At 68.5% G+C, this 22,962-nt stretch carries 23 protein-coding genes; 15 read left to right on the plus strand and 8 right to left on the minus strand.

Annotated features, from left to right (window positions below):
• Positions 1 to 256: 256 nt before the first annotated feature.
• From NS6_RS03075 to NS6_RS03100, 6 genes are all read left to right on the plus strand, one after another.
• Complete coding sequence (locus NS6_RS03075) at positions 257 to 2,602, plus strand: xanthine dehydrogenase family protein molybdopterin-binding subunit (protein WP_068037761.1); 2,346 nt, start codon at positions 257 to 259, stop codon at positions 2,600 to 2,602.
• Positions 2,599 to 3,474, plus strand: a complete 876-nt coding sequence (locus NS6_RS03080) for an FAD binding domain-containing protein (RefSeq protein ID WP_068036201.1) — start codon at positions 2,599 to 2,601, stop codon at positions 3,472 to 3,474. Before NS6_RS03075 ends, NS6_RS03080 begins: the two co-directional genes overlap by 4 nt.
• On the plus strand, positions 3,467 to 3,967 hold the full coding sequence (locus tag NS6_RS03085) for a (2Fe-2S)-binding protein (protein ID WP_068036203.1): 501 nt from the start codon (positions 3,467 to 3,469) through the stop codon (positions 3,965 to 3,967). The genes NS6_RS03080 and NS6_RS03085 overlap by 8 nt, the downstream gene beginning before the upstream one ends.
• A 28-nt stretch (positions 3,968 to 3,995) precedes the next feature.
• The gene (locus NS6_RS03090) at positions 3,996 to 4,745 is read left to right on the plus strand and encodes an SRPBCC family protein (protein ID WP_068036205.1); all 750 of its coding nucleotides are present in this window, start codon (positions 3,996 to 3,998) and stop codon (positions 4,743 to 4,745) included.
• Positions 4,746 to 5,084: 339 nt separating this feature from the next.
• Entirely contained in the window at positions 5,085 to 5,408 is a 324-nt protein-coding gene (locus tag NS6_RS03095) for a DMT family transporter (RefSeq protein ID WP_068037764.1), read from the plus strand.
• A complete protein-coding gene (locus NS6_RS03100; RefSeq protein WP_068036207.1) occupies positions 5,405 to 5,959 on the plus strand; it encodes a TetR/AcrR family transcriptional regulator in 555 nt (184 codons plus the stop codon). Before NS6_RS03095 ends, NS6_RS03100 begins: the two co-directional genes overlap by 4 nt.
• Before the next feature lie 436 nt (positions 5,960 to 6,395).
• On the opposite strand, the gene NS6_RS03105 is transcribed toward NS6_RS03100, so the two are convergent.
• From NS6_RS03105 to NS6_RS03120, 4 genes are all read right to left on the minus strand, one after another.
• Positions 6,396 to 6,710, minus strand: coding sequence for a hypothetical protein (locus NS6_RS03105; RefSeq protein WP_068036209.1), 315 nt, complete (start codon positions 6,708 to 6,710; stop codon positions 6,396 to 6,398).
• A gap of 358 nt (positions 6,711 to 7,068) precedes the next feature.
• Entirely contained in the window at positions 7,069 to 7,317 is a 249-nt protein-coding gene (locus tag NS6_RS03110) for an acyl carrier protein (RefSeq protein ID WP_068036211.1), read from the minus strand.
• Positions 7,318 to 7,473: 156 nt separating this feature from the next.
• A complete protein-coding gene (locus NS6_RS03115) occupies positions 7,474 to 8,562 on the minus strand; it encodes an NAD(P)-dependent alcohol dehydrogenase (RefSeq protein ID WP_068036213.1) in 1,089 nt (362 codons plus the stop codon).
• A 2-nt stretch (positions 8,563 to 8,564) separates the two neighbouring features.
• Complete coding sequence (locus NS6_RS03120; RefSeq protein WP_068036215.1) at positions 8,565 to 9,032, minus strand: DUF4334 domain-containing protein; 468 nt, start codon at positions 9,030 to 9,032, stop codon at positions 8,565 to 8,567.
• A gap of 90 nt (positions 9,033 to 9,122) precedes the next feature.
• Between NS6_RS03120 and NS6_RS03125 the strand changes: the two genes are divergently transcribed.
• A complete protein-coding gene (locus NS6_RS03125; protein WP_068036217.1) occupies positions 9,123 to 9,680 on the plus strand; it encodes a TetR/AcrR family transcriptional regulator in 558 nt (185 codons plus the stop codon).
• Positions 9,681 to 9,694: 14 nt separating this feature from the next.
• Here the strand turns inward: NS6_RS03125 and NS6_RS03130 are convergent, their stop codons facing one another.
• On the minus strand, positions 9,695 to 10,345 hold the full coding sequence (locus NS6_RS03130) for a TetR/AcrR family transcriptional regulator (RefSeq protein WP_068036218.1): 651 nt from the start codon (positions 10,343 to 10,345) through the stop codon (positions 9,695 to 9,697).
• Positions 10,346 to 10,590: 245 nt separating this feature from the next.
• Here NS6_RS03130 and NS6_RS03135 point away from each other — a divergent pair, with 245 nt between their 5' ends.
• The 4 genes from NS6_RS03135 (at position 10,591) to NS6_RS03150 (ending at position 15,783) form a co-directional block, all read left to right on the plus strand.
• Positions 10,591 to 11,961 carry an NAD(P)/FAD-dependent oxidoreductase gene (locus NS6_RS03135; RefSeq protein WP_084470689.1) on the plus strand — a complete coding sequence of 457 codons (1,371 nt, stop codon included), beginning with the start codon at positions 10,591 to 10,593 and terminating at the stop codon, positions 11,959 to 11,961.
• A gap of 13 nt (positions 11,962 to 11,974) precedes the next feature.
• Positions 11,975 to 13,768 (plus strand): hydroxysqualene dehydroxylase, encoded by a 1,794-nt coding sequence (locus tag NS6_RS03140; RefSeq protein WP_068036222.1) that lies wholly within the window; start codon positions 11,975 to 11,977, stop codon positions 13,766 to 13,768.
• A gap of 221 nt (positions 13,769 to 13,989) precedes the next feature.
• Entirely contained in the window at positions 13,990 to 14,541 is a 552-nt protein-coding gene (locus NS6_RS03145; RefSeq protein ID WP_068037767.1) for a DUF8020 domain-containing protein, read from the plus strand.
• Positions 14,542 to 14,796: 255 nt separating this feature from the next.
• Positions 14,797 to 15,783 carry a hypothetical protein gene (locus NS6_RS03150; RefSeq protein WP_157112602.1) on the plus strand — a complete coding sequence of 329 codons (987 nt, stop codon included), beginning with the start codon at positions 14,797 to 14,799 and terminating at the stop codon, positions 15,781 to 15,783.
• Positions 15,784 to 15,802: 19 nt separating this feature from the next.
• Here the strand turns inward: NS6_RS03150 and NS6_RS03155 are convergent, their stop codons facing one another.
• The gene (locus NS6_RS03155) at positions 15,803 to 17,215 is read right to left on the minus strand and encodes an MDR family MFS transporter (protein WP_068036226.1); all 1,413 of its coding nucleotides are present in this window, start codon (positions 17,213 to 17,215) and stop codon (positions 15,803 to 15,805) included.
• Positions 17,216 to 17,626: 411 nt separating this feature from the next.
• Between NS6_RS03155 and NS6_RS34510 the strand changes: the two genes are divergently transcribed.
• Positions 17,627 to 17,794 (plus strand): hypothetical protein, encoded by a 168-nt coding sequence (locus NS6_RS34510; RefSeq protein WP_157112603.1) that lies wholly within the window; start codon positions 17,627 to 17,629, stop codon positions 17,792 to 17,794.
• Positions 17,795 to 18,057: 263 nt separating this feature from the next.
• On the plus strand, positions 18,058 to 19,275 hold the full coding sequence (locus NS6_RS03160) for a PucR family transcriptional regulator (RefSeq protein WP_068036228.1): 1,218 nt from the start codon (positions 18,058 to 18,060) through the stop codon (positions 19,273 to 19,275).
• Positions 19,276 to 19,280: 5 nt separating this feature from the next.
• Here the strand turns inward: NS6_RS03160 and NS6_RS03165 are convergent, their stop codons facing one another.
• The gene (locus NS6_RS03165) at positions 19,281 to 19,745 is read right to left on the minus strand and encodes an RsbRD N-terminal domain-containing protein (protein WP_157112604.1); all 465 of its coding nucleotides are present in this window, start codon (positions 19,743 to 19,745) and stop codon (positions 19,281 to 19,283) included.
• A 238-nt stretch (positions 19,746 to 19,983) separates the two neighbouring features.
• On the opposite strand from NS6_RS03165, the gene NS6_RS03170 reads away from it, so the two are divergent.
• Positions 19,984 to 20,760, plus strand: coding sequence for a M50 family metallopeptidase (locus tag NS6_RS03170; protein WP_068036231.1), 777 nt, complete (start codon positions 19,984 to 19,986; stop codon positions 20,758 to 20,760).
• A 12-nt stretch (positions 20,761 to 20,772) separates the two neighbouring features.
• On the opposite strand, the gene NS6_RS03175 is transcribed toward NS6_RS03170, so the two are convergent.
• Positions 20,773 to 21,549 (minus strand): siderophore-interacting protein, encoded by a 777-nt coding sequence (locus NS6_RS03175; RefSeq protein WP_068036234.1) that lies wholly within the window; start codon positions 21,547 to 21,549, stop codon positions 20,773 to 20,775.
• A 148-nt stretch (positions 21,550 to 21,697) separates the two neighbouring features.
• Here NS6_RS03175 and NS6_RS03180 point away from each other — a divergent pair, with 148 nt between their 5' ends.
• The gene (locus tag NS6_RS03180; protein WP_068036235.1) at positions 21,698 to 22,939 is read left to right on the plus strand and encodes a phthiocerol/phthiodiolone dimycocerosyl transferase family protein; all 1,242 of its coding nucleotides are present in this window, start codon (positions 21,698 to 21,700) and stop codon (positions 22,937 to 22,939) included.
• Positions 22,940 to 22,962 lie beyond the last annotated feature (23 nt).

A 22,962-nucleotide genomic window follows, 5' to 3' on the forward strand; every position in this document is an offset into this window, starting at 1 on the left:
TTCTTACATCCGGCATATCCTGTATTGACACTGCGGAGAGGCCGATGCTAAACAAGTGCTCAGCATCAGTGTGCAGAACTCGCAACACCGGACCGCCGACAGGGCCGGACCGGCCGAATCGGGGACCGCACAGCGGTTCCGGGCGCCCGCACGCCGATACCCGCGATATCCCGCGAACGGAGGAACGCACCGGATGGGTCGACACAAGCTGTTCCGCAGCGCCACACCCCCCCACCCCGACGCGACGGAGCCGACGATGAGCACAACCGAGAAAACGACGGCGGTCGGCGCACGCGTCCCCCGGATCGAGGATCTGCGCCTGCTCACCGGCGCCGGCACCTTCGTCGACGACATCACCCGCCCCGGCATGGTCCACGCCTGTTTCGTCCGCAGCCCGCTGGCCCGGGCCCGGATCACGGCGATCGACATCACCGAGGCCGCCGCGCTCGACGGTGTCGTGGCGGTCTACACAGCCGCCGACCTGAACCCCCTGGTCACCGAGATCTCCTACGCCCTGGACACTCCGGGCTTCCCGGAGGTGCCCCGGCCGCCGCTGGCCGAGGGCGAGGTGCGTTTCGTCGGCGACCCGGTCGTCCTGGTGGTCGCCGCCGACCGCTACATCGCCGAGGACGCCGCCGAACTCGTGGTAGTCGACTACGACCCGCTCGAACCCGTCGTCGACTACGAAACTGCCGGTGCCGCCGCCGAACTCGTTCACGCGCAGCATCCGGGCAACTCCGCCGGCGGTCTGGCCGGCCGGGCCCCCGCCGATCTCGCCCCGGTCTTCGACGCGGCCCCCCACGTGGTGCGCCAGACGGTGCACCAGCAGGCCTACGCGCCGGTCCCGCTGGAAACGCGCGGTATCGTCGCGGAATGGACCGCCCCCACCGGTGAGATGACCATCTGGACTTCCACCCAGTCGCCACACGAGGTACGCGGCTTCTGCTCCCGGCTGCTCGGTGTCGACGAGCACCGGGTCCGGGTGATCGTGCGCGATACCGGTGGCGGATTCGGCCAGAAAGTGGCACCGCAGCGTGAGGAAACCTGCGTGATGCTGGCCGCCCGTACCCTGCGACATGCCGTGAAATGGATCGAGGACCGGCAGGAGAACCTGATGGCCGCCGGGGCCGCCCGCCACGAACACGGCGAGGTCGCCATGGCCTTCGACGACGACGGCCGCATCCTGGCCGCCACCATCGAGCATGTACAGAACGTGGGGGCCTACCCGATCCCCTCGCCCCTCACCGCCTCGATCGCGGTCGGGATGCTGTTCCCCGGCCCGTACCGCATACCGGAAGCCGGATTCAGCACCGCCTCGTACTACTCGAACACCGTCGGCCGGGTCGCCTACCGCGGTCCCTGGCAGTTCGAATCGGTATCCCGCGAATTGCTGCTGGATACCGCCGCCCGCCGGCTCGGCCTGGACCCCGTGGAGCTGCGCCGTCGGAATATGCTCAGTCACAAAGAGATGCCGGTCGCCAACCCGAACGGCATGCCCTACTCCGACGCCTCCCCGCTGGAGACCTTCGAACAAGCGCTCCGGATCCTCGACTACGACGCCTTCCGTGCCGAACAGGCCCGGGCCCGCACCGAAGGCCGCTATCTGGGCGTCGGAACGTGCACCTATGTGGAACCGACCACCGGCAGCACCCCCTTCCTGAGCACCGAGGGCGCGACCATCCGGATCTCGGCCACCGGCAAGGTGAACGTCTACCTCTCGGGCGGTTCGGCGGGTAACAGCTTGGAGACCACCGCGATCCAGCTCACCGCCGACGCGCTCGGCGTGGATATCGCCGAGGTGCAGACCGTCCAGGGCGATACCGCAGTGGCCCCGCAGGGTGGCGGCACCAACGGGAGCCGGTCCGGTTCCATGGTCGCCGGCGCGATCGCGCAGACTGCGGAAGTACTGCGCGAGCGAATCATCGCGATAGCGGCACATCAGCTGGGCGCCGAAGTCGAGGACGTGGAGTTCGCGCACGGCCGCGCCGGAGTCGCGGGGACCGGGAAATCATTGTCGCTGGCCGAGATCGCACAGATCGCCTACTTCCGGACCGAACTCCTACCGGTGGGCGTCCCACCCGGTCTCGAGGCCACCGGACGGCACCGCGCCGATCAGATGATGATCTGGGCCAACGCCACCCACGTCTGCACCTGTGAAGTCGATATCGCCACCGGGGCGGTGCAGCTGCTGCGGTTCGTCGTGAGCGAGGACGTCGGGCCGATGATCAATCCGAATGTGGTGGAGGGCCAGATCTACGGCGGCACCGTGCAGGGTATCGGCGGCGCACTCTACGAGCATCTGGCCTACGACGATGACGGGAACCCGGTCGCCACCACCTTCCTGGACTACCTGCTGCCCACCGCGGCCGAGGTCCCGGTGATCGAACTCGGCCATACCGAAACACCGAGTTCCGGGCCGGGCGGGTTCAAAGGTGTCGGCGAGGGCGGTGCGATCGGCTCGACACCCGCGGTTCTCAATGCCGTCGCCGACGCGCTGGCGCCGTTCGGCGTGCAGATCGACCGGCTCCCCCTCTCCCCGGCCCGGATCATGACCATGATCGACGCGGCCCGCACGAACGGGAACACGGAGGTGACAGCATGAAACCGGCGGCCTTCGAGTATCACGCCCCCGCCACCGCGGACGAGACAGTGGCCCTGCTGGCGGATCTCGGCGAAGAAGCCAAGATCATCGCCGGCGGGCAGAGCCTGGTTCCGATGCTGGCGTTGCGGCTGGCCGTTTTCGACCACCTGGTCGACCTGCGCCGCCTGCACGACCTCCGGGGCATCGAAACCCGTGGCGATTCGGTATGGGCCGGGGCCGGCACCACGCATGCCGCGGTGGGCCGGTCCGCCGAGATCCGCCGAGACGTGCCACTGCTGCACCGCGCGACCCCACTGATCGGCCACTTCCAGATCCGCAATCGCGGCACCCTCGGCGGCGCTGTCGCCCACGCCGACGCCGCCGGCGAATATCCCGTGGTGGCGCTGACACTCGATGCGCGGATGCACACCTTGTCACCGCGCGGCACCCGCGATATCGCAGCGGCGGACTACTTCACCGGAATGTGGAGCACCGCGATGGAACCCGACGAACTACTCACCGGGATCACCTTCCCGGTGTGGCGGGGACGCACCGGATTCGCGATCGAGGAATTCGCCCGCCGCGCCGGTGATTTCGCCATGGCCGGCGCGACGATCGCGATCCGGCTGGACGCGGACTCCCGGATCGAGCGGGTCGCGCTGGGACTGTTCGGCCTGGCACCGACCCCGTTGCGGGCCACCACCACCGAATCCGAGGTAGTCGGGCGCCCGGCGGCCGAGATCGATCCGGCGGAGGTCGGGCGGTCCGCCACCGCGGCACTGAACGCTGTACCCGCCGATATCCACGGGTCTGCCGAATTCCGGCGCCGGATCGGGGCGGTCATGGTCGCGCGGGCCTGGGCCCGCGCGGTAGAGGAGGCGAGTAATGACTGATATCGAGATCTCGGTGGTGGTCAACGGGATCCGGCGCCGGGACCGGATCCCGCCCCGGCGCACCCTGGCCGACTACCTGCGCGAGACCTGCGGACTCACCGGCACCCATCTCGGCTGCGAGCACGGTGTCTGCGGCGCCTGTTCGGTCCTGCTCGACGGGGCGGCGGTGCGCGCCTGCCTCGTTTTCGCGGTCCAGGCCGACGGCGCCGAAGTGACCACGGTCGAAGGCCTGGCCGAACCGGACGGCCGGCTCTCATCGGTGCAGCAGGCGTTCCGCGACCACCACGGCCTGCAATGCGGGTTCTGTACACCGGGATTCGTCGTCTCCGCCACCGCCTTCCTCGCGGAGAACCCCGACCCCGGCGACGACGAGATCCGCGAGGCACTGTCCGGGAACATCTGCCGGTGCACCGGCTATCAGGGCATCATCCGGGCCGTCCGGGACGCCGCCACCGGGCTCGACGCCGAAACCCCCGCGACCCCGCAGGCCTGAACCGGCCCGCCGAAGCCAAGGACCGCGTATGAAACTCGAGAACACTTTCCAGATCCCCGTCCCCGCCGACGACGCCTGGCCTGTTCTGCTCGACCTCGAGCGGCTCGCGCCCTGCGTTCCAGGAGCTACCCTCACCTCTCGGGACGGCGACGACTTCCACGGCAAGATCAAGGTGAAACTCGGGCCGGTGGGACTCACCTACAACGGTGTCATCAAGATCCTGTCCCAGGACGCGGACGCCAAAGTCGCGGTCCTCGAGGGCGGCGGTCGCGAAACCCGCGGCAACGGCACTGCGAAAGCGGTGATCACCTGCCGCCTGGTCGAGTCGGGTGGGATCACCGATGTTTTCGTCGACACCGATCTGGCGATCACCGGGAAACCCGCCCAGTTCGGCCGGGGTGCGCTGGCCGATGTGGCGGGCACGCTGATCGGTACCTTCGCCGACAACCTCGCCGCGGAGATCACCTCGTCGGCGGGCGGGGTCGCCGACGAGGCGAGCACCTCCACCCCCGCCAGCGCACCTACCGAGGTTGCCGGCGCCAAGCCGTCTGCCACTGCCACTGGCGCCGGCGCCGGCGCCGGGGCCGGGGCCGGGGCCACCGGGTCGGCATCGACGCCCCGACCGGCGCCTATCGCCGCGCGACCCGCCGCCGAGCCCATCGACCTGATGGCGGTTGCCGGACTCTCTACCAACCGTCAACTCGTGATCGCGTTGGCCGCGGCCTTACTGGTGATCCTGTTCCTGCTGGCTCGGAACCGCCGGGACTGCTCCGGGTAGAGGCGCCCCGAACGAGCTCCTGCACGGTTCGCACCGGACCTCGGGTGGTCCGCATCCGGGCCGGGCGATATGGGTTTTCCATGACCGTCGACAGGGTCGAGCGCGAGCACGCCCCCCTTGCTCCCAGCCGATACCGAGGTCGATTTCGTCGTGTTCGTCCGCGCAGGCGCCGATTACAGGCTCCGGGTCCAGCACTGCGTCGGTTCTCGCTCCGGGTTGCGGCGGCACGATCCGCAGAGCTACGTCCGGCCGGCTGCAGACCGGTCAATCGTGTGTACAGACATGGCCGTATGTGTACGTTTGTCCATGGACAAACGTACACATACGGAGGGACCGGCCATGGCACTGGTAATGCTCGGGCTGGCGATCGTCGCCGAAATCGTGGGGACCAGCCTGCTCAAGGCCACCGAAGGCTTCACCAGACTCTGGCCGACCGTAGCCTCGCTGGCCGCGTACACCGTCGCCTTCGTTCTCCTGGCCCAGGCCATCGCCCGCGGAATGCAGGTCGGTTTCGCCTATGCGGTGTGGTCGGGCCTGGGCACGATCCTGATCGTCATCGTCGGCGCAGTGTTCCTGGGCGAATCGCTGGGCCCCGCCAAAATCGCCGGGGTGGCGCTGGTGGTCGCCGGCGTGATCACCCTCAACTTGGCAGGCGCGCATTGACACCCCGGGATCCGCACCGGCGCCGGCGCATCCTCGACGCCACCCGCGCCCTGATCCCCCGCCACGGAATCGCTGGGATCACCCACCGTCTGGTGGCAGCCGAGGCCGGGGTGCCGGTCGGCTCGACGACCTACTACTTCGCCGACCTCGCCGATCTCACCGAAACGGCGCTCACCGAAACCGCCGCGGCCACCCGCGCGGCCCTGGCGGAATGGGCCGGGGAACTGGCCGCCGGCGCCGACCTGCCTGCGACCCTGGCGGCGCTCACCACCGGCTATCTCGACCACCCCGAGCAGTTGCTCACCGTGAACGAGCTCTATCTCGCCGCGACCCGCCATCCCGAACTACGTCCGTTGGCCCGGGTCTGGTTCGACGGACTCGTCGATGTCCTCACCCCACATATCAGCCCCACGGCGGCCCGGGCGATCGCGATGTATCTGGACGGGGTACTGCTGCACGCCCAGTCCGGTGATACCGAGATCGACACCACCTCGCTCACCGCGCCCCTCGCCGCGCTCGCCGCCCTCGGCGACGCGCCGCCGGCCGCCTGACCAGGACGCACGCACCCGGCTCGGGCCGACGCCCCGGCTGGATCAGAACCCGTCGAAGAGCAACCGCACCGGCCGATGCGGACAGGACGGCCGGGCACAGATGCAACAGATCCTGACCCGCGCCGTGAACGCCGGGGCTGTCGTGCGCGTGAGCACGGCCGCCGGCGTACAACAGTGCGCCGGGCCGGGCGAGGTACCGGACCCGGCGCCGGCGGACCGGCTTCCGGCTCGACAGACCGGAACTGCTCGTGCTGCACGAATGGGGCCGTGGGCTGGCCGGCGGCGGGACGACGACGTATGCCGGCAAGGCCGCAGTCCGGCAGCAACCACCGAACGACTGCTTTCGGCGACGCCGGAGTGCACGAATCCGAATCCGGCAACCGCTTCGCACCCGGTCGGCACGGGCAGTACCGTGACCTCGAGCCGGGGAGAGCCGTCAGCCGCCCATGATGGCGTTCATGATCGTTCCCGCGCTGGTGGCGACAGCACCGCCCATCATGGCGCCGGCGATCTGCTTCGGCGCCGTCAGCGCGCCGCCGTTCCATTTCTCCCAGGCGAACTTACCGCCGCCGAACGTGATCGCGGTGACGCCGGAGAGCAGGACGAACCAGGTCAGATACCGGGTCATCTGGGTGATCTTGTCGGACAGTGGTGGTGCTTCGGGGGTGGGATTGCCGACTTGGGCGAGTGTCGTGTAGCTCTCGTGCAGCGCGGGAAGGCCGTCGTGCAGTGCGGTGAGGATCATGCTCATTCTGGTCTTGCCCCTCTCGGATGCCGGTGTATCCGGTGGCGGACGAATGCCGTTTCCGTAAAGCCGAACCCGATCGGTTATTGAAGCGCAATCGCGGCCTCTGTGGGGAGAGACTCGCCGATTTCTTCTGGTCAGCGCCGTAAATCCCGCGTGTCGCGGACGCGACACGCGGGGAGCGCTTCGAGACAGCACTCGATCAGCATCCGATTCTCCCGGTGGCCGCACGTGGTCGCCGCAGCGTTGCGGTTTCACAACAACCGCGTCACAGGCTCCCTGCGGCGGCGGACGCGTCCCCGGAGCCGCGTCTGCTGCCGGAGAACGGTGCCGCGGTCACATGCGGTGGCTCGCGGAGGCCGCTTCAGGAGGCCGGCGCCGCGGATACCCCGAGCAGCTCCATCAGTTCGGCGAAGGTCCGCGCGGAGGCCACCTGCCGGTCGGGCAGTTCGACACCATACTTCTTCTCGACCAGCACGATGATCGACAACACCGTGAGCGAATCGAGGCCCAGATCGGCCAGGGTCGCCTGAGCCGCGATGGCGTCGAACTGCAGATCGCAGTGGGTACGCAGGAATTCGGCGATGTAGTCGCGGATCGGCACTTCGGGCACGGCGGCCGGCCTTTCCCGGCACCCGGAACCGGTCGAGGAGGTGGGCAGTGGTCGGCCCGGTGGCCGACCCGTACAGGGTCTCGCGCCGAGACGACCGCCGGATGACCGCTACGCAAACAGAATTCATCCGCCGGTTGTCGGGCTCCGGAGAGCGCTTCACCAGGTGAGTACTGGTTTGATCACCGAACCCGCATGCTGGGCAGCGAGCGCCGCTTCGATTTCGGTATGGGGGAAGCGGGTCACCAGCCGGTCCACCGGCAGCTCTCCCTTGCCGTACAAGTCGAGCAGGTGCGGGATGAACACGGCCGGGTCCGCATCGCCCTCGAGACAGCCGCGAACCGTTTTGCCCTGCAGCACCATATCGCGCACGTCGATCGGCGGCACGCCGGCACCGAGGCCCACCGCGACTACCGTCGCCCCGGTCGTGAGGGCCGCGAATGCATCGGCCAGCACGGCGGGAACCCCAGTGGTGTCCAGGGCGTGTGTGGCCCCGCCACCGGTGATCTCCCGGACTGCGTCCGCGGTACCCGCGCCGCCCGGATCCAGGACGATTTCGGCGCCCAGATCGGCGGCCAGATCGCGCCGCGCCGCGGAGGTTTCCACCACGACGGTCCGCACACCGGGAACGGTGCCCGCGGCCAGCAGTGCGGCCGAGCCGACCGCTCCCCCACCGTAGATCGCCAGCCAGGCACCGGATTCCGGTCGCAGGGCGTTGAGTACCGCGCCCGCACCGGTCTGGAACCCACATCCGAAGGAGGCCACGACGGCCGGGTCGGCCGCCGGGTCGACGACGACGGTGTTGTCCGCGGTGGCCAATGCGTATCCGGCGAAACTGGATTGCCCGAAGAAACCGTCCCGCACCGGAGCACCGTCGACGGTGACGCGCGGCGATCGGTCGGCGCGGCGTCCGAAATGGTTGAGCACGGTCGAGTTCCGGCAGTAGGCGGGCCGCCCGGACGCGCAGTTCGGGCAGGCGCCGCAGTGCCGGAAGGTGAGGACCACGTGGTCGCCGGGGGCCACCGAAGTCACCGACGCACCGACCGCGGCGACGACTCCGGCGCCTTCGTGTCCCAGCAGCACCGGCCGGTCGGGTTTGCCCAGCACCCGGTTGACCAGATCGGTATGGCAGATGCCCGAGGCGAGGATGCGCACCAGGATCTCGTCGTCGCGGGGACCGTCGAGATCGACCGTTTCCGCGGTGAACGGTGCAGCCGGGTCCCGGGACAGGAGCGCCGTGGTCCGCATCGCTACACCCGTTCCAACAGGAAGTAGAAGTATTCGCCGCCGGCCAGGACCAGTTCCGGGCGGCCGTTCATGATGCCCATCAAGGTGGTGTCGTCGAGCCATTTGAAATGGTCGAAAACGGCGCGACCGTCGTAGACCATGGTGGCGGTGACCTCGCCGCGGAATTCGATATTCCACAGGGTTGCCTCGCCCCCGCCGAGTTCCACATCGGAGAACAGCGTGCCGTCTTCGGCCCGGCAGATCAACGGTTTCGCGTCGTCGAGCGCATGGAAGGTCTTGCCGTGCCAACGGCTCTTGGGCAGGGCCCGGCACAGTGGATGCCCGGTCCGGAACGCGTCACCGCGCCATTCGCCGAGAATGTCCTCCGCGCGCGCGGGCCGCAGCCGCGCCCAGAGGTCGTCGAGTTCGGCGACCGATACGCCCTCGGTCTGCTTCCGCAACTGCTGCCACCGTGGCGTGTCCACGCTCATATCTGTCCCATCGACCGGTTCGGCGAACCATTTGGTTCGGCAACGACCTTAGTTCCGAACCGGATGGTTCGGCAAGCTACGATTCCTCGTATGCGTGCGGCAGGCCAGGCGACCCGGGATCGGATACTCGCGGCGGCCAAAGCGGAATTCGCCGAATACGGCACCGCCGGTGCCCGGATCAATCGGATCGCCACGGCCGCGCAGGCGAGCAAGGATCGCCTCTACGCCTACTTCCCGGGCAAATCGGAACTGTACGCCGCGGTGACCGAACAGTGGACCGCGCAGACCACCGCCGAAACCGCCCTGCGCGCCGATGATCTCCCCGGTTACGTGGGCCGGCTGTTCGACCACTTTCGCGCCCACCCGGAGAACGCGCGATTACAGGCCTGGGCGGATCTGGAACCCGCCGACGAGCGGGGCGCACAAGTATTGCGCCGCACGGTGGACCTCAAACTGGCCGAGATCGAGCGCGGGCAGCACGCGGGGTCGGTCACCACCGACATCGCGGCGCCGACACTGTTGCGCATGCTCACCGAACTGGCCCGGAGTACCGCGGTCCACAGCGGCCGAGGGCCGGCCCGCCGGATCGCCGAGCAGCGCGCCGCCGTTGTACTGGCCGCCCGCCGACTGGTCGAACCCGCCGCCTGACAACGCCGGGGAGATCAGGCCGGACCGGCCGGGGCGTCACCATAGACCACCAGCCAGATCGAACGGCCCAGCGCCCGCGCCAGTTCCGCATCGGATATGCCGGTACGTACCGCGAACGCCGTGCTGATGGACCGCTCCACCATGGCCGCCAGCACGAGTGCTGTCGCGGCCGGATCCAGTTCGGGCGCCACGCGGCCCGCGGCACGGTCGACCTCGAGGCGATGGCGCACCAGATCGACGAATCCGGCGACCCGGCCGCGCCAGTAGGCACCGACATCACGGTCGTAGGCGGCAAGTTCGCTCAGTGCGAGCAGCAGGTACCGGTGCCGGCGAAAACCCGCGATCATGGCGCTCATCGCGTTCCGCACCCCCACCTCGCGATCGGTGTGTTCGGCGTTCCACCAGCGCTCGGCGGCGGCGAACAGATCGCTGGTCGCCAATTCCGCCATTCGGATCAGCAATCGGCTCTTGTCCGGGAAGTAGCGATAGAAGGTGGATCGCGCCACCTCGGCGGTCGCGGCGATCTTCTGCACCGCGATCTCGGTGTACGGTGTGCCGTCGGCGAGCAGATCCTCGACCGCGCGCAGAACCCGCTGCTCGAACTCGGCCCGGCGATCGTCGGCCGGTTTCCGGGCGGGCCGGGGGGCGCGGGTCAGCGAGGGCATCCGAGGACCGCCGTTTCGCTCGACCATTGTGGTGGATATCCGCTCGCAAGGTCCATGGATCCATTGTGCCCGCCGTCCGGCGCAGGCCGCGGTCGCCGGGCGGACTCGGATCACTACCACCGGCGCGCACCGCCATCGCGGAAAACTGTGCGGGACAGTGCGGCCCGGATGGTTGACAATGCCGCCACCGCACCGCACCATCAATCGGACATAGTGTCCGAGACTCGATGACCGAGGCGGTTCGTATGACTGACTCCCCCGCCGCGGTCGAACAAGCCGATGTCGTGGTCGTAGGTGCCCGCTGCGCGGGCTCCGCCACCGCGGCCACACTGGCCCGGGCCGGACGCCGGGTCGTCGTCCTGGAGAGCACCCGTTTTCCGTCGGACACTCTGTCCACCCATCTGTTGTGGCCGGCCGGGGTCGCCGAACTGTCCCGGCTGGGCGCGCTCGACGCGGTATCCGGACTCGGCGCTCCCCCACTGACCCATGCCTTCGCAGCGGGCTCCGGGCATACGATCGCGACACCGTTTCCCGCGGTGGAAGGCATCGACTACACACTGTGCGTCCGCCGGACCGGCCTCGATCACGCGCTCGTCCGCACAGCCACCGATGCCGGGGCCGACGTACGGCAGCGCTGCCGGGTGACCGAACTGGTCTGGGATGGTGCACGATGCACGGGCGTCCGCTACACGGGACCCAGGGAACGCACCGTCGAACTCCGCGCCGCCTTGGTGGTCGGAGCAGACGGCCGGCACAGTACCGTCGCGCGACTGGCGGGCGTGGAGACACCGTACGAAGCCGAACCCAGCGGTCGCGACTGCTATTTCGCGTACTGGCGCGACACCTCCAGCGAATGGCGTTCCACCGCCGCGCAATGGCGAGTGGGGTCCGATCTCGGCACCGCTTTCCCCTGCGACGGCGGCCTGCTGCTCTGTCTGGTCCAGCCACCCGCTGCCACCGGCAGGCTCCGGCCCGGTGACGCCGAACGCCGCTACACCGCGGCCCTGGAGCGGATCCCGCCACTGCGCGAACGTCTCCGTGGCTGTGAACGGACCGGGCGGGTGCGATCGGCCACCGGAATCATCTCCTATTTCCGGCGGTCGACCGGGCCCGGCTGGGCGTTACCCGGCGACTCCGGGCATTTCAAGGATCCGGTGACCGCCCAGGGCATTCGCGACGCCCTGCACTACGGCCGCCTGCTGGCCGAACAGGTGGCCCCGGTGCTCGACGATCCTGCGCAACTGGACCACACGCTCGCCGCCTGGGAAAAGCGCCGCGTCCGCGAATGCCGGGAGATCTATCACTGGACCAACCGGCTCGCTCGCGGTACGGCGATGAGCCCGCTCGAGGTCGAGCTGTATCGCGCCGCGACAGCCGACCCCGAGCTCGCGGCAGTCACCACCGGAATCTTCTCCCGCACCAGACGTCCCGCCGAGCTCTATACACCGGCCCGGATGGCCCGGCTCACGACCGGCGCCCTGTGGCGGCACCGCCGCCACCCCGCGCCGGTACTCCGCGATATAGCGCACGAGATCGCCGCTTCCGCCCACGAATTCCGTACGTCGTGCACCACCCTGCGCGGCGCCCCATCCGTCACCGGAACCTCGACCGTTTGACCAGGAGAGCACCATGTCGGATCAGCTGCCGAAGACGTCAGCATCGATCGACCGCCGCACCGCGCTACGCGGAGCACTCGCCGGCGCAGCGATACTCGCGTCCGGCCCGGCGGCCGCCACCGCGGCCCCGGGCCGGCACCGAACTCCCGGGCTACGCACCGGCGGTAAGGAGGTCGCGATCTTCGGCGGCGGAGTGGCCGGATTGTCGGCCGCCCACGAGCTCGCCGAACGCGGCTTCCGGGTGACCGTCTACGAACCGTCCTATCTGGGCGGAAAGGCCCGCAGTATGGGAGTTCCCGGCACCGGGTCCGGCGGACGCGCCGATCTTCCCGGTGAGCACGGGTTCCGGTTCTTCCCGGGCTGCTATCAGAACATTCCCGACACAATGCGCCGGATCCCGTTCCCCGGCAATCCGAACGGTGTCCTGGACAATCTGATCCGCGTCGAGGGGACCGTTGCCGGCTTCCGCGACCGGCCGCCGATTTTCGCGCCCGTGGAGATCGCCGGGCTCGACCAGCTCACGCCGGAACTTCTGCAGCACAGCATCGTCAGTGCATTCGGCTTCATCCCGGAACTGCCGCCGCACGAACTCGCCTTCTTCGGCAAACAGATGCTCATGTGGTTCACCTCGAGTACCGAACGGCGGTTCGGGCAATGGGAGTACCTGACCTGGGAGCAGATCATGCGGGCCGACGGAAAATCCGCGGCCTACCGGGCATATCTCGTCAACGCGCTCACCCGCATCACGGTGGCCGCCAAACCGCATCTGAGTTCGGCACGCACCATCGGCACCATCGGCGAGGCGCTGGTCCTCGCCGGGACCGGACTGATTCCGCAGTTCTCCGGTGGTGTGGACCGAATCCTGAACCGACCCACGAACGCGGCGTGGATCGACCCGTGGGTGGTCTATCTGCAGTCGCGCGGCGTGCAATTCGTCATGGGGCAGCGGGCGAGCCGGCTGTCCTGTGCCGGCGGCCGGATCGACTCGGCCACCGTCACCGACGCGCAGGGCACCGCGACTTCTGTGATCGCGGACCACTACGTCTGCGCCATGCCGGTGGAGAAAACAGTGCCGTTGCTGACCGGCCAGATCCTGGACGCCGATCCGCACCTGGCCGGGATGCGGGAACTGCTCACCGACTGGATGGTCGGCATCCAGTTCTATCTGCGCCGTCCCACCGAGATCCCGGAGGGGCATATCGCCGCCTTGGGCTCACCGTGGGCGCTCACCGCGCTGCGCCAGGCACCGATGTGGGTCGGCGATTTCGCCGGCCAGTACGGCGACGGGTCGGTGCAGGAATGCTTCTCGGTGGATATTTCCGATTGGGACACCCCGGGGATCCTGCACCAGCGTCCGGCCAAACAGTGCACCGCCGCGGAGATCGCGGCCGAGGTGTGGGCCCAGCTGAAAATATGGCTGAACACCGGCACCGGCTGGCTGCGCGACGAGGATATCCATTCCTGGCATCTGGACCCGGGTATCAGCTGGTCCGGCGGCACCATTCACAACGAGACACCGTTGCTGGTCAATACGGTCGGCTCCTACGATCACCGACCGCATGCACATTGCGCCGTTCCGAACCTGTTCTTCGGCGGCGATCATGTGCGCAGTCATATCGACCTGGCGACCATGGAGAGTGCCAACGAATCCGGCCGTAACGCCGCCAATGCCATCATCGACGCCACCGGCGACCCCGCCCCGCATGCCTCCGTGTTTCCACTGGTCGCGTTGCCGGCGTTCGAGGCGGCCAAGAAGCTCGACGCCGACCGGTTCCGGGCGGGACTTCCGCACATACTGGATATCTGACGGCCGATTCGGCTCGGTGCGCAAGCACGAACGCAGCACCGGTGCGGCATATGCAGGGTTACGCCGGCGGCAGACGGCACCGCGCCGCGGCGTGTCTGCGTCGATTCGCCCGAAAGCATTCTCTATCGTATCCGGTTCTTCGAGAATGGGTTCCGGGCCGAAATCCGGCCGCTGGGGACCAGCCGGCGTCACCCCGCCGGCAGAACATGTGGGGAAATATCATGAGAATCAAGCACATCGCCGCAACTGCGCTCATCTCCATCGGCGCTCTCGGTGCGGCCACGGGCACCGCGCAGGCCGATCCGCAGGCCGCCCAGGTGGCCGTGCGCGGCACCGAGCAGGGGGTCGGCTATGTCGTCGCGCCGAACGAGGCGGGCACAGCAATCGTCACGACGCTGGACACCGGCAGTTTCCGGCTCACCGCGGACGGGGCCGCGGTCCTGCTGGCCGACGCGTCGGGGCATCCGCTCACCACTCTGCCGCTCGGGGTCTCCGCCGCGGGCGGCACCGCGCCGTTGGCGGCCGCAGTCTCCGCGGACGGCCGGGCCCTCACCCTCACCCCGGAGGCCGCCACACCGGCGGGTAAACATATCGCGCAGCTGGTCGCCGATCCGGGCACCGAAGCCCGCAAAATGCACAATGCCGGGATCGGCGCACTGGTCGGCGGCGGTATCGGCGCGGTACTCGGCTTCTTCCTCGGCGGTGTCGGCGCATTGATCACCATCCCGATCGGCGCGGGTATCGGTGCGCTGATCGGCTATTCCACTCCATGACATCGGAACTCGGCCGTGCACTGTCGGTGGGACAGCGCACGGCCGGGTCGATTCCGCACCGCGGCGCCGCCGATTCTGTTGCCGCCGAACCGATATGAACCGGTCCGTCGCCGGCACACCGCCGCTTCGCGGCGCAGTTTCTGTCAGACCCCCGCAGTAAAATAATGCAGGTAGGACACAGTCGGAGGGTGAGTCGTGATCGGCCGAACGATCACGGCGGATAGCCTCCGGCGCATCGGAACCGGGGGTTCTGTGATGAGTGAATTCGGACAACAACAACGACTGCTGCCGCCGCGTCAGCACGGCACCTCGTGGCGTGAATCGGAGTATCGGACCATCGTGTCGGAACTACGAGCCGGCAAGGACCTGACCGCGATAGCCGACGATCTCGGCCGCACACCGTCGGCTGTGCGGGCCGCACTACGAAATTTCATCCCCCCGCAGGAGCGGGTCCGCACCGCCGAACGCGCGGGATGGATCCGGGATCGGCTGGCCGCCGAACCGGAATGGGACTGGTGGGCGACAGTCGTGGACAACCACCGCCACGGGCCGTCCGCACTGTGGCTCACCGAACACGAGCACCTCACCCGGCAGGCGTGGCGCGAGCGTACACCGATGCCGGTACTCGCGCAGCGGCTCGGCACCGCGGAGATCGAGGTGGCCGGATTCCTGCGTGCGCTGGGGCTCGCCGAGAGCCTGGCCGAAGTGGCCGACCGGCTCGGCGCCACCCCCGGGCAGGCGCTGGCCAAACGGGTGAACGCGGCTCGGGACCAGGATCTGTCCGGTGGCTGGGTTCTGGTCGTCGACGGTGCGGCGGGAACCGTGCAGCATCGCAGCGCGCCGATCCGGCGGCATGTCTCGGTGCACGAGAGCCGGGCCGCCGCCGAGGACGGTCGCGATCGAGTGCTGTACCGGCACCGCCGGAATGTCGGTGACAGTTCCGCGCCGGTGTGGTGGACCATCGCCCACCGCGGCGTCGGCGATACGGCCGGGCGAACCTACTGCGGGGTGTACGCCCCCCAGGCGGCCCCCAGCGGTGTCCGCGCGGAGGCCCTCGAGGTCGGCGATCGCCTCCGTATCGCGGGATCGGACGGTCACCCGGTGGATGCGATCGTCGAATCGCTGACCCGGCGCGGTGAGGTAGTGCTCGCCGATCTCGGTCCGGTCGGCGACTCCCGGGTCCACCAGGTGATCGAGTTCGAGGCCGGAGAACGGGTGGAGGTTCTCGGCCGCGAGGCGTAGCCGGCGCGCCGCCGGGCCGCTACCGGCCTGTCCCGGAGCGGCCCGGCATGAGGGCGCCGGCGGCGACGATGGCCACCGTCATCACCAGTACCGCCACGAAAACCAGATGTACTCCTTCGGCCAGGGCAACGGGTGCGGGTACGGCCTCGTCACCGACCCGTGAGTTGACCAGCGCCCCGAACACGGCGACCCCCACCGCGCTGCCGATGGACCTGGCGAACATATTCGCCGAGGTCACCACGCCGCGCTCGTGCCACGCGGTGGCGGTTTGCGCGGCGATCAGGGTCGGGCTGGCCACCAGGCCCATCCCGAGACCGATCAGGAAACAGGTGGCCGCGATCTGTCCGATCGACGATCCGGTGTCGATGAACAGTGTCGCGCCAGCGCCGATCGTGGCGAGTGCACCGCCGAGGAGGGCGGTGAACCGGAAACCGATCCGCAGGTACACCCGGCCGGATTGAGAGGCCGAGATCGGCCACCCGAGCGTCAGTGCGCCCACGGTCAGGCCGCCGACGAGCGCACTCGCGCCCAGCACACCCTGGGTGAAGGTGGGAACGTAGGAGGTGAGGCCGAGCAGTAGCGCCCCGACCAGCAGCGAGATCGCCGAACTGGCCACCACCACCCGCCGCGTGAAAAGCCACAACGGCAGGATCGGGTTCGGCGCTCGGCGTTCCACGAGAACGAATGCCACCAGCGCGGCCACGCCGCCGGCAAAAATCCCGATACCGGCCGGCGAATCCCATGCCCACGACCGGCCACCTTCGAGCAGGCCGAGGATCACCGCGCCCGCCCCGGAAGTCAGCAGGATCGCGCCGGGATAGTCGAGGCGAGCCCGTTGCCGGGGGACGGTCTCGGTGAAATGGCGGGACAGCATCCAGGCCGCCCAGGCCGACAGCGGCAGATTGATCAGGAATATCCACCGCCAGCCGAGGTAGTCGGCGAAAACCCCGCCCAGCAGGGGGCCGGCCACCGAGGACAGGGCCCAGACTCCGGCGATATATCCCTGCGCCTTCGCGCGTTCGGCAAGGGTGTAGATATCCCCGGCGATGGTCATGGTCATCGGTTGAATAGCGCCCGCGCCGATTCCCTGAATACCCCGGAACACGATGAGCCACATCATATTCCCGGCCAGTCCGCAGAGCAGCGAGCCGAGGGCGAATACCGCGATCCCGAAGAGGATCACCGGTTTGCGGCCCACCATATCCGCGGCCTTACCGTAGATGGGCACGGTGACCGCCTGGGCCAGCAGATAGATGGAGAACAGCCAGGGGAACTGGGCGAAACCACCGAGGCTTGCGGTGATGGAGAGTACCGCGGTCGCGATGATCGTCGAATCCAGCGCGATCAGCCCGGTGCTCAGCATCAGCGAGCCCAGTATCGCACCACGATCGGAACGCAGCCCTACGCCGGCCTTTGCGGTATCCGCCACCACCGGCGCACCCCTCTCCGTACACAACAGACTCACCAACACGCCCGTTCGCTCACGCTATTCCCGGTGCGGCCGGTCGAGCGCCCGGATTTCCACATAGTGGGAGGGCCGTTGTCCACGGCACCGGCCTGAACCGGCTTGTACCGCGGAGCAGCCCTCCGGTGGCCCCTGTGCGGCCCCACAGCGGTACTGTGCCGCAATGTAACCCGCGGCCGGCATCCGCGGAATGACGGAATTCGGCAGTTCCCCCGCACTCCCGTCCGCCACCGTGCGCTGTGGGACCCGTGCGACCTACCCGCCGATCCGCTCGCCGAGGCCGGCTTCCCGGCCGGGTCGCAGCGGCGGATGTTGCCGCCGAGCCGAGCCGGGGCTGGTTGCGGCTGGGCTGGTTGCGGCTGGAGCAGCGGCGAGGCCGTGGTTCGAGTGCTGTTCACCATCGCCGGGCCTCCGGAGACCGTGGGCGGCGCCGAGGCCACTCGCACCGCGATCACCGTGGCGAACAGGACCGGCCGGCGGGTGCGGCCGCGGGCCGATGCCGTGGCCGACTGCACCGTTGTCCTGCCTATCGAGGCGGCGGGCTGATCCGGGTCCGGCTGGACAGGGCCGGTCCGGAAACCGGTGCAGAAGTCTGCGGCCGGACCGAGCGGGTGACAAGTGTCCTTACGCCTGCACTACCGGCCTGATCAGCGGATTTCGACCATAGTCCACACCACTGTGACCAGTCACAATGTGATCGGCGCGGCCCTTCACGGTCGTCCAGTCCAGTTCGCAAAGCGGTATCCGGTTCGATATGCACTCGTTACTGTGTAGCCGCAGTCTCACCATCCGGGGCAGAAGGAGTCAGCATGACCGTCGACACGACCAGATCCAAGCTGACGCTGTCCGGGCAGCCCATGTCCGCCCCGCTGCAGGATGTTCGCAAACTGTCCCGCCGGATGGTGGGCCATTTCGTGGAGAACGTGGTGCCGTGCGGGACCCTGCCCGGCGATGCCATCTACGGCGATGTCACCACCATCACCCGCACCTGCTTGGAACTGGCAGTCAGCATGCTCGACGGCAAGGACATCCCCGAGAAGACCCGAAGACTGGAGAGTGCCGCCGCCGGCTGGGCGCGGGAAGGGGTGCCGATCGACACCATCCACCACGCCGTCCACGAAGGGTTCCGGCTCGGCCTGGACCTGGTGGTGTCGCAGGCGACGGTCACCGACTATTCGGCTCTGGTCGACGGGGCGAAACTCGTCGTCGAAATGCTCGACAAGATGACGGTCTGTATTTCGATGGCCTATGTGCGGGAACTGCGTTCGGTGGTCAACGAACACCATACGGCGGTGCATACGCTCACCTCGGCTCTGCTGGGTGGGCACAGTACCTCGACCATGGCCCGCGAATGCGGTATCGAGATCGCCCCCGCGTATATCGTGCTGGCCGTGGCGATTCCGGCGCATCCCGACGAATCCGTTCCCGCGCTCGACGGGAAAGTGGTGGCCCGCCGCAAACTGCGCCGGGTGCAGGCGGAACTGGCAACCCGCTGTACCGACGCGGCGCTGTCGCTACTGAGCGTGGACGGCGGCACCGTGCTGCTACCGGCCGAAGCCCTCGGCGCCGAGGAGCTCGACGAATTGATTCCGTACCTGTCGCGGGCGGCGCAGGTGCCGATCAGTGCCGCCATTGTGGAAACGCCCACCGCGGATATCCCCGCGGCCGCCGACCAGGCCCACGAGCTGCTGGATATGGTGCAGCGGCTCGAATGCGTTCCCGGGCTCTACCGGTTCGACGATATGGCACTGGAATACCAGCTCACCCGTCCCGGGCCGGGCCGGGAATATCTCGGTTCGCTGCTCGAGCCGCTCGACGATCACCCGGAGTTGCTGGAAACGCTGCAGCGCCATATCTCCAACAATCTCAATCGCCAGCGCACGGCCCGGCTCATGCATATTCACACCAACACCATCGACTACCGGCTCAAGCGTGTGGCACAGCTGACCGGTTTCGACCCGACCCAGCCGTCGGGCCTGTGGTATCTGCGCTCCGCGCTCGTCGCCCGCAGTTATCGGGCGAGGTGAGAGCGTCAGGCGGGCGCCTGACCGCTGCGCACCTGCGCCACATAGGCTCGGGACACCGCGGCGGTCAGCGTATCGAGCACATCCACCACGAACGAGCCGTCGACACCACCGGATGCCGGGTCCGAACCTCGCAGTAGTGGCGAATCACGCAGCCCCAGCCCGCTTTTTACCCCCTCGTGCAAGGCATGCTGAATCACCTCGAGGGGAACCTCCTCGCCGGCCCAGCGCGCGGCCGCCACCTCGAGCCGGGCCAGCACCTGCCGGCCCGAGGGATCGGAATCGTCGAGCAGCGCCAGCGCCAGCCCCAACCCCACCCGGAATGCCGTCCCGAAATCCGCCACCGGCTGCGGCGCGCTCGCCGCGCCTGGGCTACGCACGGACCAGATCCGCAGCAACTCGGTGAGTTCCGGCACATCGAAGACGCCGTGGGGGTCCTCCGGTTCGGGGTCGTACTGCCCACTCGTGCACATCCGTGCTCCCTCCGCCAGCGACCGGCTACCGATATGGACAAACGTATAGTTATTCATGGTTCCGTGTACGACCCAACGCCCGGACTTCGGTTCACCTCGGAATACAATCGGCCAAAGATAGTGAAACGTCCCATCAACAGATATCCCGGCACCGTGGGACCGCCCACCCCGGCCGGAACGGAGTGACCGCGCTCCCGGCGCCGCGCGCCGCGGTGCCCTCCCCGGTTATGGTGCGGCAGTGGATACCGGTGATCTGATAGACCGCAGCAGTTCCATCGCGGAACGGCTCACGACGACCCAGGCGGCCCCACCGTCCTGGTTGGTACTGGCGACCGCGGTGGCGGCCCTGATCCTCGTCGGCTACGGCCCGCTGTGGCGGGTGACTCGTAATGTTGTCACCATTGCGCACGAGGGCGGGCACGCGTTGGTCGCGCTACTGAGCGGCCGGCGGCTCAATGCGATCACCCTGCATTCCGATACCTCCGGGCTCACCGTCTCCAGCGGAAAACCCTACGGGTTCGGCATGATCCTGACCGCGCTCGCCGGTTATCCGGCGCCACCGCTGGTCGGCCTGGGTTTCGCCGCCCTGCTCGGTGCCGGGCGGATCACCTTGATGTTGTGGATCGCGATCGCCGCCCTGGCCGTCATGCTGGTGATGATCCGCAATGTGTACGGCGTGGTATCCGTGCTGACCACGGGAGCCTTGGTTTTCGGGGTGTCCTGGTTCGGTTCCGATGCACTGCAAGCGGGTTTCGCATACCTGGCGACCTGGCTGCTACTGCTCGCCGGCAGCCGTCCGGTGCTGGAGTTGCAGCGCACCCGTTCCCGGATGCGCGACGGCACCACCGATGCCGATCAGCTGGCTCGGCTGACCCGGCTACCCGGCCTGCTGTGGGTAGGGGTGTTCCTCGCCGTCGCCCTCGGTGCGCTGGTGGCCGGCGCCGGGCTCCTGCTCTCGGCCACGGCCGGAATCTGCCTGCCGATTCCGGGCGGCACCGACTGCCCGGCCGGCTGATCGCGGTCCGGGTTATCGGGCGGTCTCGGCCTCGGCGAGGTCCTTCTTCCAGACCCGGAACCCCTCCTCGGTGCGGCCGCGCCGCCAATATCCGGAGATCGACGCGAATTCAGCGGGGATCTCGCGCTCCCGGCGAATATAGGGGCGCAGATTGTGCATCACGGCCTGCGCCTCACCGTGGATGAACACCTGAGCCTGCCCCGGCAACCATTGTGCGTCGCGCACCGCGGCGATCAGCGGCGCATTGTCCCCCGCCCGGTCGTCACCGACCTCGTGTGCCGCCCCACCACGATGTACCCAGGTGATATCGACCAGCGCCTTGGACGGTAGCGCGATCTCGTCGGACGCATCGGCGACCTCGACGAAAACCTTCGCGGGGGCACCCTCGGGCAGGGCTTCCACCGCGGCCGAGATCGCGGGCAACGCGGCCTCGTCGCCGGCCAGCAGATGCCAATCGGCGTCCGCACGCGGCGCGTAGGCCCCGGACGGACCGAAGAAGGTGATCTGCTCGCCGGGCCGGACGGTCGCCGCCCACGGTCCGGCGATTCCCTCGTCACCGTGCACCACGAAATCGATGGCGATCTCGCGGGCCACGGTATCCACCGAGCGGACGGTGTAGGTGCGCATCACCTCGCCGTCGGGCCGGTCGAACAGCAGCTTCACATAGGCGTCGGTGAATTCGTTCGCGGTGAAATCGTCGAATCCGGGATCGCCCAGATGGACGCGGACGAGATGTGAGCTGAGTTGCTCGGTCCGGGCCACGGTCATGGTCGTGCGTTTCCTGGCCATCCGGCCTCCTCACTAATTAGGTATACCTAAGCAACGTACCAGCCTCATCGGAGCCGCTGTGTAGCATCCGTCTCGTCCGGACCGAAATATGAGGCAATGAAGCCATTTCGGGCTAATCTCTCACCAACATCCGGACAGAGGCACCACCATGACCGCGGCTACCGTCATCCGAGCGCTGGCTCCCAGCGAACAGATCTTCGCCTTCAGCGAGGTTTTCGTCGGATATTGCGCGCGCCTATCCGGCCGATTGGACACCACCGCCCTGGCCGCCGCGTACGAGGCACTGGTCACCGCTCACCCGATGCTGGGCGCTCAGCTCGTCTCCAGTGAACCCTTCGGGCATACGCTGGTGGCCTCCGGCCCACCCGAGATCGTGCTCACCGTGGCCGACGGCGATCCGGAACTCCTGCTCACCGGCGCCGAACCCGACCAGCGGCGCGCCCTGGGCTCCGTCCATGTGGTGCGGTCGGCGACCGGCGCGAGCGTCACCCTGCTCGTCCATCACAGTATCGCCGACGCGACGCACGCGCTCCACCTCTACGAACAGCTGTGGCGGTGCTACTCGACCGCCACCACCGGCCGCGCGCCGTCCCTGCCACCGACCCGGCAGCCGCAGCCGGTCGAAGATCTGCTCGCCGCCCGCGGGATCATCCGCCGCCCCGTCCCCGGCCGGGCGGAACCGCCCCGCCACGAACCCCCGCTTCCCCCTCTCGACGCCCTCGCCACGAACGACCACGAATACCCACCGCTGATCACCACCCGGTGCCGTCTCAGCCGAGAGCACACCGGTGCGCTGGTGTCCCACGGGCACCGCACCGGGGTAACGGTGCACAGTCTGGTGGCCGCGGCGCTGCTGCTCACCGAAGCCGAGGCCCGCCGGCGTCCGGTGTCCGGCCTGCAGTGTTCGTATTCGGTAGATCTGCGGCGCCGCGTCCGGCCTGCGATCGAGCCGACCGAGGGCACCAATGTGCTGGGTTTCGCCGGTTACCGACCCGCGCCCGGCAGGACACATACCCTCACCTCGCTGGCGCGGGGTGTCTTCGGCGCGTTGCGGGACGGTCTCGCCACCGGCTACGTCCAGCAGACTCCGTTACAGCTGCCCGACACCCTGGCGGCACCGCCGGCGAACCCGTTCGACACGGTGATGACCACGAATTGGGGGCGATTACCCGGACTGTCCGGGCCTGCGGCCGAAATCGACGATTTCCGCACCACCATGATCGCCAAACCCGATCCCACCGGCCGCCGGCCCCCGCAGCCCGGTGGAGGAACCAGCATCGTCACCACCTACGACGATCGGCTCAGTATCGAGATCCACCACCCGCCGGAATTCGCCCCGGTCCAGCGTCCGCGCATCGAACGCCTGCGCGCGCTGCTCACCCGGCTCTGAGGCAGGTACCGACCCTTCGCGGT

The sequence above is a fragment of the Nocardia speluncae NBRC 108251 genome (assembly GCF_001613245.1).
Lineage (GTDB): Bacteria > Actinomycetota > Actinomycetes > Mycobacteriales > Mycobacteriaceae > Nocardia > Nocardia speluncae.